This is a genomic window from Nonomuraea sp. NPDC049709 (assembly GCF_040674815.1).
Taxonomy (GTDB): Bacteria; Actinomycetota; Actinomycetes; order Streptosporangiales; family Streptosporangiaceae; genus Nonomuraea.
Map to the genome: position 1 here is coordinate 31788 of NZ_JBFANM010000092.1, position 11420 is coordinate 43207.

General features: G+C 72.2%; 11 protein-coding genes. 5 read left to right on the forward strand and 6 right to left on the reverse strand.

Annotated features, from left to right (window positions below; all coding sequences use genetic code 11):
* Positions 1–10: 10 nt before the first annotated feature.
* Complete coding sequence (locus AB0J69_RS52555; RefSeq protein WP_364134659.1) at positions 11–310, forward strand: hypothetical protein; 300 nt, start codon at positions 11–13, stop codon at positions 308–310.
* Positions 307–2034, forward strand: a complete 1728-nt coding sequence (locus tag AB0J69_RS52560) for an amidase (RefSeq protein WP_364134662.1) — start codon at positions 307–309, stop codon at positions 2032–2034. Before AB0J69_RS52555 ends, AB0J69_RS52560 begins: the two co-directional genes overlap by 4 nt.
* A gap of 322 nt (positions 2035–2356) precedes the next feature.
* Here AB0J69_RS52560 and AB0J69_RS52565 read toward each other — a convergent pair whose 3' ends face one another.
* Together AB0J69_RS52565 and AB0J69_RS52570 are read right to left on the reverse strand one after the other, a co-directional pair.
* On the reverse strand, positions 2357–2770 hold the full coding sequence (locus AB0J69_RS52565; RefSeq protein WP_364134665.1) for a DUF5713 family protein: 414 nt from the start codon (positions 2768–2770) through the stop codon (positions 2357–2359).
* Positions 2767–3225 carry a hypothetical protein gene (locus AB0J69_RS52570; protein WP_364134668.1) on the reverse strand — a complete coding sequence of 153 codons (459 nt, stop codon included), beginning with the start codon at positions 3223–3225 and terminating at the stop codon, positions 2767–2769. The genes AB0J69_RS52565 and AB0J69_RS52570 overlap by 4 nt, the downstream gene beginning before the upstream one ends.
* A 462-nt stretch (positions 3226–3687) precedes the next feature.
* Between AB0J69_RS52570 and AB0J69_RS52575 the strand changes: the two genes are divergently transcribed.
* Entirely contained in the window at positions 3688–3897 is a 210-nt protein-coding gene (locus tag AB0J69_RS52575) for a hypothetical protein (RefSeq protein WP_364134671.1), read from the forward strand.
* Here the strand turns inward: AB0J69_RS52575 and AB0J69_RS52580 are convergent.
* Positions 3881–5032 carry a low temperature requirement protein A gene (locus AB0J69_RS52580; protein WP_364134674.1) on the reverse strand — a complete coding sequence of 384 codons (1152 nt, stop codon included), beginning with the start codon at positions 5030–5032 and terminating at the stop codon, positions 3881–3883. The genes AB0J69_RS52575 and AB0J69_RS52580 overlap by 17 nt on opposite strands.
* A gap of 292 nt (positions 5033–5324) precedes the next feature.
* On the opposite strand from AB0J69_RS52580, the gene AB0J69_RS52585 reads away from it, so the two are divergent.
* Positions 5325–6698, forward strand: coding sequence for an alpha/beta hydrolase domain-containing protein (locus AB0J69_RS52585; RefSeq protein ID WP_364134677.1), 1374 nt, complete (start codon positions 5325–5327; stop codon positions 6696–6698).
* A gap of 4 nt (positions 6699–6702) precedes the next feature.
* Here AB0J69_RS52585 and AB0J69_RS52590 read toward each other — a convergent pair whose 3' ends face one another.
* Genes AB0J69_RS52590 through nhaC form a run of 3 tightly spaced genes read right to left on the reverse strand, consistent with a single transcriptional unit; the run spans position 6703 to position 10813 of the window.
* Positions 6703–7956 carry an arginine deiminase gene (locus AB0J69_RS52590; protein WP_364134680.1) on the reverse strand — a complete coding sequence of 418 codons (1254 nt, stop codon included), beginning with the start codon at positions 7954–7956 and terminating at the stop codon, positions 6703–6705.
* A gap of 9 nt (positions 7957–7965) precedes the next feature.
* The gene (locus AB0J69_RS52595; RefSeq protein WP_364134683.1) at positions 7966–9363 is read right to left on the reverse strand and encodes a basic amino acid/polyamine antiporter; all 1398 of its coding nucleotides are present in this window, start codon (positions 9361–9363) and stop codon (positions 7966–7968) included.
* Positions 9347–10813 carry a Na+/H+ antiporter NhaC gene (nhaC, locus tag AB0J69_RS52600; protein ID WP_364134685.1) on the reverse strand — a complete coding sequence of 489 codons (1467 nt, stop codon included), beginning with the start codon at positions 10811–10813 and terminating at the stop codon, positions 9347–9349. The genes AB0J69_RS52595 and nhaC overlap by 17 nt, the downstream gene beginning before the upstream one ends.
* Before the next feature lie 311 nt (positions 10814–11124).
* On the opposite strand from nhaC, the gene AB0J69_RS52605 reads away from it, so the two are divergent.
* Entirely contained in the window at positions 11125–11274 is a 150-nt protein-coding gene (locus AB0J69_RS52605; RefSeq protein WP_364134688.1) for a hypothetical protein, read from the forward strand.
* Positions 11275–11420: the final 146 nt, after the last annotated feature.

An 11420-nucleotide genomic window follows, 5' to 3' on the forward strand; every position in this document is an offset into this window, starting at 1 on the left:
GGAGATCGCCGTGACGCCCGCGCCCCCCTCTGACGCCGAGCTCAACACCATGATCAGGACCCGGCTGGCCATGCTGGGCATAGACCTCGACCAACTCCCCGCCGGTACGGCGGCCGATCCCGAGACGGGCGCGCCGGGTCGCGACACCGCGCTCGCCTCCCTGCGTTCGTTCATGCGCGGTACGGTCACTCCGCTCGCCGCCTACCAGCTCCCCGCGCCCGAGGGGACCGGCGCACCGGCCGACCCGGCGCTGTCCCAGCAGCGCGCCCCCATGATGTACCCGTCCATCAGCGTGGAGTGGCGCAAGTGAGCCCCCGCAGGCACCAGCACCCCCACCCCCTCCCGCTCGACCATCCCCTTCCGATCGACGCCGACGGCCCGCAGCCGCTCGACCGTACGGTGGACCGGCGCGCGTTCCTGGCCAGGGCGGCGGCGGTGAGTGCGGCGGCCGGCATCGCCGCGACCCTCCCGGCATCCGCGGCGTCCGGGTCAGCGGCCTCCACCGGGTCAGGCGGTCTCGCCGGGCCGGCCGCCGCGCCGGCGGGGCTTGCCGGGAAGGATCGGCCCGGCCTGGACGTGGCGAGCGCCTATGCCAAACCGCGGCCGGCGGCCATGGCCGACCCCACCGAGCTCACCCTCGCCGAAGCCGCGTGGATGATCCGCAACCGCCAGATCAGCCCGCTGGAGCTGGTCGACGCCTACCTGGCCAGGATCGGCGCGTTCGAGGCGACGTACCAGGCCTTCAACACCGTGCTCGCCGACGCCGCCCGCGAGGCGGCCGGGGCGGCGGGCCGGCGGCAGCGGCGCGGCCCGCTGCACGGGATGCCGCTCGCGATCAAGGACAACTACTACACGCAGGGCGTGCCCACCACGGCGAACTCGTTCCTGTTCAAGGACTTCGTGCCGGCCTTCGACGCGACGGCCGTGGCGTCGCTCAAGGCCGCGGGGGCGATCGTGCTGGGCAAGACCCAGATGGGCCCGCTCGCCACCACCCGTGCCACGACCCCGGCCGGCGTGATCACCACGGTCAACGCGTGGACGCCGACCAACCCGGGCGTCAACCCCGGCGGCTCCTCCACCGGTACGGCGACCGCGGTGGCGGCACGGCTGGCCGCCGCCGGCACCGGTACGCAGACCGGCGGCTCCATCACCGCCCCGTCCAACGCGCAGAACCTCACCGGGCTCAAACCGACCATGGGCCGGGTGTCGTTGTACGGGATCATCCCGCTCAGCTACACGCGCGACCATCCGGGCCCGCTCGCCCGCGACGCCAAGGACGCGGCCATCATGCTCACGGCGATGGCCGGCGAGGACCCGGCCGACCCGCGTACCGAGGGCCTGCCCAAGGTGCCCGACCTGATCGGCGCCGCCACCCCCGTACACACGGGCGGCCGGCTCCGGCTGCGCTGGAGCACCCGCATCGGGGTGCTGCCCGGCTACTCCGACGGCACCTCCGAGACCGCCGCCGCGCGCCGCGCCTTCCTGTCGGCCATGGCGGCGATCCGGGGCGTGACGCTCATCGAGGTGCCGTTCCCCGACGAGTGGGACCTGCTGACCGGGAACGAGTTCAACAACGTCCGCCTGCCGGAGCGCAGCGAGCCGTTCATGCCGTACCTGCGGTCCGATCTGCGGGGTTTCGGGGTTTCGGTGATCGGCTGGCTCCAGGGGGCGCTGATGGGGGCCAACGAGTACGTCACGGGTCAGCGGGCCAAGCTGTTGCTGCTGGAGCGGGTGCTGGACCAGGTGTTCGACCGGTGTGACGTGGTGGTGCAGACCTCGCCGACGCCGTTCGACGCGATCGGGCTGCCGGAGATCGGGTTTCCGATCGGGTTCACCTCGGCGGGCGAGCCCGTCGGCACCATCCTCGGCGGCCTGCCGTACGGGGAGGACCGGCTGCTGTCGGTCGTCGCCGCCTACCAGGCCGTCTCGGACTGGCACTGGCGCCGCCCCGCCGACCCGCCGGCCGCCCAACTGCGCACCCCGGCCGGCCGCGGCCGGATCTCGGCGGAGGAGGCCGCCGAACAGTCCCAGTGACCGCGACTACCAGGGGACGCCGTCGCGGAGCCGGGCACCGCAGCGGTCAAGTCTCGCCCTGTCGGGGGACGAGGCAGCGACAGGCCTTTCGCCACCCGCCTGGCCGGGTGGCGCACCGACGGGCTTCCCCTCGGGGGCCTGCCCGGTGACGTGCGGCGACTGGCCTCCCGCCACCCGCCCGGTTCCGAACGGCGCCCCCATCGCCCGGCCCGGCCGGGTAACGCAGCGACCGCCCGGCCCGGCCGGGTGGTGGCTCGCCCGCGCCGTCGGGAGTCCGCTCGCGCCGTCGGGAGTCCGCTCGCGCCGTGGGAGTCCGCGCGCGTCACCAGTCCCGGTCGGCGATCAACGTCTCCACGTCGGCCTCCCCGAACCCGTACGCCGACGCCACGAACCAGAAATCCTCGGCGATCACCTCTCGCGCGACGGTCTCGATCTCGCTGCCTGCCGCCACGAAGTCCTCGTCCAGCGCGTTGAACTCCTCCGTCGCCACCGCCGTGAGCGCGTACAGAGCCGCCAGGTCGGCGGGCCGCTCGGCCTCGATCCGCTCGCACAGCCGTAACAGGATCGCCTTCCCCTTGTCCACGACGTGATCGGGGAAATAGCCGTCGGCATACATGCCCCGCAAAAAGGCATGGTCCACTACCTGCTGATTCGTGGGCGGCACCGCGCTGTCCCTTCCCCGTCGACGATCTGGCAGGTCGATCCTGCACCGCGCCACCGACAAAAACCCGGTCACGCCCCCGCGTCGAGGCGGATGAAGGTGGCGCCGTCGGAGACCGCCCGCGCGCCGAGTACGTGCCCGTCGCACATCCTCGTCTCCGTCCCCGCCCGGTCGATGACCTTCCACGTCACCGGCTCCGGACACGGCAGCCCCGGCCGGTCGTACTTCCAGGTGCGGCCGCACACCCGGCAGGTGGAGACGCCGGCGCGGGAGTCGAGGGTGTTGCCGTGCTCGGGGCAGACGCTCCACGGCAGGCCGCACGGCTCGGCCTGGGCGGCGGCCACGTCCGCGGCCGCGCGCTGCAGGTCCTCGGCGCCGCGGGCCAGCCAGTTCGCGGCGTGCCGCGCCGCCGCGAGGTGGTCGCGTTCCGGCGATCCGTTGGCGGTGCCGTCGCAGAGCGCCCGGACCTCGGCGGTGAGTGCCTCGGCACGGCTCACGAGGGCGCGCAGTTGCGCGGGAGTGACGGTCATGAAGGCTCCGTTGAGGCCGATGTGGTCGTGACCGGGGAACCGGTTGCTGATCTGGACCCTACGTCGTGGCCGCCCGGGTCGTACGGACACGACTGAGGGCAATATTCCTCCTTGCCGGACGTCCCGCCGACACCGTTGGCCCGGTGAGCAGCCGCACCTGCGCCTGACAACGCCCGGTGCGCCGCCCGGCCCGGCCCGCGCCCGGTCGTGCGGGACGCCCGGCGGTCCCCGGCTCGGCCGCCGCCGTACCACCCGGAGACCGACGTCCTCGTCCCGCTGGACAGCGTCGCCGACCACAGCGACACCCCACGCCGGAACCCGTGGCGGCCGTCCGGGGCATCGCCGTCGCGGTCCGCCTGTGGTGGCTCTCATTCGACGTGGTGGCGCTCGCGGCCGAGTACCGGCTCGTCCGTACGGGCGGCGCGGAACGGGTGCGGATGGTCGTGGTCGCCTGCACGCCCTGTGAGCGTCCCACGGCTGGTGGCCACGGGGGCGCTCCTGGCGGGCGTGCCCGCCGCGATCTTCCTGCCGCCGCTCGCCGCGCCGGCGGGCCTGGTGCTCGCCCTCACCGCGCTGATCGCCGTCGAGACCAGGCGTACGCCGAGCAGCGCCGCGACCTCCGCGAGGCCTGACCGGGCGGTACCGCAGGGCGAGGTCAGCGGCCGGCGATGACGAGCGCGACCAGCACCGCCGCGATCAGCGGCAGCGGCAGGCCGGTGAACGGCGTCGCCAGCACCGCGACCGTGCCCGCCAGGTAGGCGGCCCGCACCCGGGCACGCGGGCGATGCGGCCGCACGTGCACCAGCCACAGGCTGGCCAGGAAGACGGCCACCGGCACGGCGACGGCCGCCCCCGCCCCGAGGGCGCCGACGTGCGCCCGGTTGCTGTCGTGGTCGACGTTCACCGCCAGGCCCGCGCCGATGGCGGCGGCGGAGGCGAAGACGAAGTAGTGGCCGTAGCCCCAGACGAAGGCGGTCTTTCCCGAGGCCAGCAGCCTGTGCGCGGGGCGGGCGAAGTACAGCCACCACATGGCGAAGACGATGACCATGCCGCTGAAGGCCGCCGACAGCAGCGCCGCCGTGTTGATCTGCCGCTCCAGCCCGGCCTGGACGGCGACGGTGGCGGCGAGGATGGACTCGCCGAGGACGATGATCGTGAACAGGCCGTAGCGCTCGGCGATGTGATGCGGGTGCCAGGCGGTGGTGCCCACCCGTTCCGCCCAGACGGGCACCGCCAGGTCGGCCACCGCCAGGACGCCGAACGAGAGCAGCTCCAGCTCGTCGGGGAGGACCAGCCGCACGACCCAGCCGAGCTGGACCAGCGTGATGCCCAGCGCGTACCGCAGCGCGGGCGACCGCCCTTCGGGATGCCCGTGGGCGGCGCGCAGCCAGAGCGGTACGAGGGCCATGCGCATGACGACGTAGCCGAGGGTGACCAGCCCGAAGTGCCGGTCCTGGAAGGCCGCGGGAACCCCGGCGGCGAGGATGAGCACCCCGGCCATCTGCGCGAAGATCAGCAACCGGTACGCCGTGTCGTCGGTGTCGTAGGCGGAGGCGAACCAGGTGAAGTTCATCCACGCCCACCAGATCGCGAAGAACACCATGGCGTACCCGAGCACGCCGCTGCCCGCGTGCCCCTCCGCCAGCGCGTGGTGGAAGGCCGCGGCCGCCTGCGCCACGGCGACCACGAAGCACAGGTCGGACAGCAGCTCCAGCGGGGTGGCGACACGATGGGACTCGCCGGGGTCCCGCCCGGCCATCCTGCGCCACAACGGCCTGCGCCCCTCGCCGTCATGCGAATCGGCCATGATCCTCCCTTACCCCCGTCCCGGCCCCCTGCTCGCTGGTGTGAAAAGTGGGAAAAGTAAGTAGAGACCTGCCGGGTCCGCGAGCTCGCCCCCATACCGTCTGCCGCCGGATCGACGCCAGGCACGTCATCCACGACGACAAGCCACGGGAGTTTCGTCAGGGCCCTGACCGGATTCGCCGGCGATCTCCATGAGGTGACACGGGGACGGTGATTTCACCGATGCCGGACGGGCGGGGAGGGGAGACGATCTGAGGTGGCCGGTCGGGCCCGGCCCGGAAGGAGCTCGCGCCATGACGCCATTCCCCAGCACGGCCGCGGCACTGCTCGCGGTGACCCTGCTGCTCACCCCCGCGGCGGCCGCCGGCGAGGCCGGGACGGCCGCCGTCCCGGCCCCGATCGCGGTGCCCCAGGTCGAAGGGCCGCTGCCGGGAGCCCCGCCGGGTGACCCGGCCTCGCCGGACGTGGCCGAGACCTACCCGTGGCTGGCCACCGACGCCGACCTGGCCTCTCTCGGCTACGTCGAGCAGGAGTTCCACCTGTCGGGGAACGCCGACGCCTACAGCGCGACGGGGCAGCTGCTCGCCTCGGACGTGCCGTACCGGACCCGGGTCCTGGTGCGCCGCCCGGCGAGCCCCGCCAGGTTCAACGGCACCGTCCTGGCCGAATGGCAGAACGTCACCGCCGGATACGACCTGGACGCGCTGTGGAGCACCGAGCAGATCACCCGGGCGGGGTACGCCTGGGTGGGCGTCTCCGCCCAGCGGGTCGGCGTGAACCAGCTACGCCAGTGGAGCCCCGCCAGGTACGGCGACCTCGACGTCACCGGCGGCGGGCAGTTCATGACCGACCAGCTCTCCTACGACATCTTCTCCCAGGCCGCCAAGGCGCTTCGGACACCGCCCGCCGGGGCAGCGCCGCTCGGCCGGCTGCGCCCCCGTACCGTCCTGGCCATCGGCGCCTCACAGTCCGCCGGCCGGCTCACCGTCTACTACGACGCCGTGCTGCCCCAGATCGAGAGCGTCTTCGATGGCTTCGCGCAGATCGTCGGCAACGCCCCCACCCGGGCCGGCGCCGAGCCGGTCTTCCAGGTGTTGTCCGAGACCGACGTGCGCACCCCCGTGCGACCACCCGACACCGAGCGGTTCCGGCGCTGGGAGGTGGCCGGCAGCGCCCACTCCGGCTGGCACGGCTACCGCAGCCGGGTGCCGCTGCTCACCCGCGACCTCGGCCAGGCCCCCACGTACACGTGTGCCCGCCCGCCGTTCAGCCGCGTCCCGCTGCACCACGTCATAGCCGCCGCCTACGACCACCTGACCCGCTGGGCCGAGCGCGGCGTCGCGCCGCCCGCCGCGCCGCCGCTGGAGTTCGCCCCCGACGGCACCAAGGCCCGCGACGAGCTGGGCCTGGCCCGCGGCGGCATCCGGCTCTCGCAGGTCGCGGCGCCCACCGCGCTGAACACCGGCGACAACTCCGGCGAGACCTTCTGCGTGCTGTTCGGCACCCACATCCCCTTCGACCAGGCGCGACTCGACGAGCTGTACCCCTCCCACGGCCGTTACGTCGCCGCCGTGGCCCGCGCCGACGCCCACAACCTCAAGGCGGGCTACCTGCTCCCGGCCGACGCCAGGCAGAACCTCCTCGACGCCGCCCGCCCCGGATCATGACCCGCTAGTAGACGCCGTCGCGCTCGATGGGGCACGTCATGCAGTGCGCGCCCCCTCGGCCCTTGCCGAGCTCGAATCCCTCGATCTCGATGACCTCGACGCCGTGCTCGCGCAGCTTGCGGTTGGTGAACTGGTTCTTGTGGTAGCCGACGACCACCCCCGGGGCCAGGGCGAAGAAGTTGTTGCCGGAGTCCCACTGCTCGCGGGCCTGCTGGTAGTCGTCGCCGCCGGTCGGGATGACCTCCAGCCGGCTCAGGCCGAGCGCCTCCTCCAGGGCGGTGACGAAGCCGGCGTCGCGGTGCACCTCCAGCGTGCCCGGCTTGTCGCCGGGGCGCAGCGAGTAGGTGGTGGCGGTCTCCAGGAACGGCGGGTAGACGGTGGCCTTGTCGACGTCGAGCAGGGTGAACACGGTGTCGAGGTGCATGTACGAGCGGCGCTTCGGGATGTTGACGGCGATCACCCGCTCGGCGGCGCCGGCGGCGAACAACGACAGTGCGACGTGCTCGACCGTGCGGGCGTTGGTGCGCTCGGACAGGCCGATGGCGACCGTCCTGTTGCCGATGGGCATCATGTCGCCGCCCTCCATGGCGGCGGTGCCGTAGTCCTCCTCGTCGAAGCGCGCGTCCTCCCCGGCGGCGGGGTACCAGAAGGCGAAGTCCTCGTAGGCGAACATCGGGTGGTGGTGGTAGATCGTGGACTGGTTCATGGTCTCCAGCAGGCGGGCGTGGAAGAACATCGGGTTGAGCGAGACCCCGCCGTACAGCCAGGCCGACGGGTCGCGCTGGTAGAGGGTGTTGGGCAGCGGCGGCAGGATGAAGTCGCCGGGCGTGGCCGAGGCGGCGACCAGTGACCTGTCGTCGAGGGCGGCGATGCCGTACTCCCGCTTGCTGAGCCCGCCGATGAGGTGGGTGGCGAGCTTGTCGCCGCTCCAGCCGGAGAGCGTCTCGCGGACGGTGTCGACCAGGGCGGGCCCCACGGTCAGATGGGTGACGGCCTGCTCGACCGCGTGCTGCCTGGCCGCGAAGCCGGAGTCCAGCGCCTCGGCCAGCAACTGCTGGTGGTGGAAGACCTCGATGCCGCGCTCGCGCATCATGGCCACGAACGCGTCGTGCTCGCGTTGCGCCTGCTCGACCCAGAGGATGTCGTCGAACAGCAGCCGGTCGTTGTTGTCGGGTGTGAGCCGCTTCATGCTCAGCTCGGGCCGGTGCACGATGACCTTGCGCAGTGTGCCGACCTCGGAGTGCACGCCGTACGACATGGAAGCCTCCTAGATGGTGATGAACCCGGTGACCAGGCCGATGACGCCGAGGACGGCGCCCACGGCGACCACGGCGAACAGGACGAGCTCGGCGGGGGAGAAGACGCGCCTGCCGCGCTCGCGGCGGGTCAGGGCGAACAGGACCGTGCCGGGGGCGTAGATGACGCACGACAGCAGCAGGAACTCCAGCCCGGCGGCGAAGATGAGGAACGCCGTGTAGATCACGGCCAGCGCGGCCACCAGGACCTGCCTGCCGGTGCCGCCGAGCTTGAGCGCATACCCGGCGGCCAGCAGATAGGGCACCAGCGACAGCGCGCTGGTCAGCTTGAGCGTGAAGGAGAAGGCGTCGTCGGAGAACAGCGTGATCGCCAGCACGGCGGTGATGAGCGCGCTGGTCATCACCAGGGCGGCCACCGGGGTGCCGTGCCGGTTCTCGCGCCGCAGGAAGGCCGGCATGTCGTCGTCCTTGGCCGCCACGAACAGCACCTCGGCCGCCATCAGCGTCCAGGCCAGGTACGCGCCCAGCACCGAGACGATGAGCCCGACGCTGATCAGCACGGCCCCCCAGGTGCCGACGACGGATTCGAGCACCCCGGCCATGGACGGCTGGCGCAGCCCCTCCATCCGGGCCTTGGGCAGGGCGGCGTACGACAGGAGCGTGACCGAGGCGAACAGCGCCAGCACGCCCAGGAAGCCGAGCACGGTCGCCCGGCCGACGTCCTCGCGCCGGCGCGCGTACCGGGAGTAGACGCTGGCCCCCTCGACGCCGAGGAACACGAACACCGTCACCAGCATCGTGGCCTTGACCTGGTCGAACAGCCGCCCGTCGCCCCACAGGTTCGCGGTGAAGACGCCGGACCGGAAGGCGACGGCGAGGATCACCACGAACAGCAGGATCGGCAGGACCTTGGCCACGGTCACGATCTTGTTGATCGCGGCCGCCTCCTTGACCCCCCGCATGATCATGAGGTGGAAGGCCCACACGCACACCATGGACACCAGGACCGCCAGGAGCGTGTTCCCCTCGCCGAAGCCGGGGATGACGGCCCCCAGCGTGGACTTGATCAGCACCCAGTACGAGACGTTGCCGACGCAGGCGCTGGCCCAGTAGCCGAAGGCGGAGAAGAAGCCGGGGAACTCGCCGAACCCGGCCTTGGCGTAGGCGTAGACGCCGGCGTTCAGGTCCGGCTTGCGCACGGCGAGCGTCTGGAAGACGAGGGCGAGCATCAGCATGCCGGCCCCCGCGACCACCCAGGCGACGACCGCGCCGAGCACGCCGGTGGCCTGGGCGAAGTTGCGCGGCAGGGAGAACACGCCGGCGCCGACCATCGAGCCGACGACCATGGCCGTCAGGGTCGGCAGCGACAACCCCTGGGCGGCCTGCCTGGTGTCAGTGGTGCTGCTCATGGGTGACCTCCGACGCGGCTACCCGCTCGATCCTGAAACCGGTGAACCCGTACAGCACGCTCAGCAGCGGGCTGAAGATGTTGAAGAAGCAGAACGGCAGGTAGGCCAGCGTGGAGACGCCGAGCACGGCGCTCATGAAGGCGCCGCAGGAGTTCCACGGCACCAGGGGCGAGGTCACCGTGCCGCTGTCGGCGGTCAGCCGCGACAGGTTGGCCGGCGCCAGGCCGCGCCGGGCGAACTCGGCCCGGTAGACGCGCGCCGGCAGCACCAGCGCGATGTACTGGTCACCGGCGATGACGTTGAGCCCGAACGCCGACGCGAACACCGTCAGGAACAGCCGTCCGGTGCCCCTGGCCGAGCGCACCATCGGCGCGATGAGCCGGTTGATCAGCCCGAACTCCTCCAGAACGGTGCCGAACGTGACCGCGCCGATGATCAGCCACAGCGTCGTCAGCATGCTCTCCATGCCGCCGCGCGACAGCAGCGCGTCGACGTCGGCGATGCCGGAGTTCTTGTCGAACCCGGTGGCCATGGCCTGCCATACCGCCTTGACTCCGCCCAGGACGCCGCCCTGGCCCGCGAATTCGGCCACCACCGCGGGCTGCGTGAACGGGCCGAGCAGGCCCGCGAAGAGGGTCGAGGCCACCAGGGCCAGCGTGGCGGGGGTCTTGCGGATCGACAGCACCACCAGCAGCAGCAGCGGCAGCAGGTTCAGCGGGGTGATCCAGAAGATGTCGCCCAGCGCCTTCAGGTCGACAGCGGTCTCGCCCTCCTGCGCCGGCGACGGTCCACGGCCGAGGCCGAGCAGCAGGAACAGCACGAACCCGAGCACGAAGGCGGGCACCGAGGTCCACGCCTGCCGCTTGATGTGCTGGTAGAGGTCCACCTTGACGAGCTGGGCGGTCAGCACGGTGGTCTCCGACAGCGGGGACAGCTTGTCGCCCAGGTAGGCGCCGGAGATCACGGCGCCCGCCGTGATGGCCGGCGAGACACCGAGCATGGTGGCGATGCCGACCAGCCCCACCCCGATGGTGCCCGCGGTGGTCCACGAACTGCCGATCGACATCGCGATGAGGCCGCAGATCAGCGCGGAGGCCGCGTAGTACCAGCCCGGCGAGAGGACCTGGATGCCGTAGTAGACCAGGGTGGGAATGGTGCCCGACATGTTCCAGACGCCGATGAGGGCGCCGACCGCCAGCAGGATGAACATCGCGCTGGTGATCGAGGACAGGGCGCGCTGCCCGCTGGCCTGGACGTCCTCCCAGGGATGACCGTTCTTCAGCACCACCAGGGCGGCCACCAGCGCGCACAGCACCAGCGCGACCTGGATCGGCCCGTTCAGCGCGTCCAGCCCGAACAGCGCCAGCGCGCCGCCGATCAGCACGACCAGGGCGACCATCGGGATCAGCGCATCGATCAGCGACGGCTCGCGCTTGCGGTCGTTCGCCATGATCTCTCACCAGTCGGAGTGGCACGCAGCCCGGCTACCTGCGATTACTCCACCATTCCCGCATCAGGCAGGCGAACGTGCGACGAACCGATGGTTTTACCGAATATCGCCGCAAGAATGCTTTTACGGTCTCCCGCGGAGTTTCTGCGACAGGTGGTACGCCTGCGCCTCGGGCGGCGGCAGTTGGGCCGCATTTGACGCCGTGACGGGATGGCCCTGCCCCGCACCGGGGCAGCCCGACCCTTGACTGCCGGGCGACGGCCGGCCCCAGGGACGGCGTCGCGAACAAGCAGGAACCGGGGGTACCCGCAATGCGGACAACCATCATCAGCTCAGCCCTCGCGGCCGCCGTGGGCGTCACAGCCCTGTTCGGCGTGGCGGCCGCCGCAGCACAGGCCGACACGCGGGTCCCGACGCAGGTGACCCAGTCCATACCGGTGCCGGACGACGATGACGACTGACGGACGCGGGCTGAGGCCCGGGAGCGGGGGGGGGGGCCCGGCCGGCCCCCCGCCCGGCCCCGACGCAATGATAGAGCACGCCCGGACCCCCAACCCCGCGCAGCGCAGGCGGGGGCGCGCCGCAGGCAGGCGGTGCATCCCCGGCC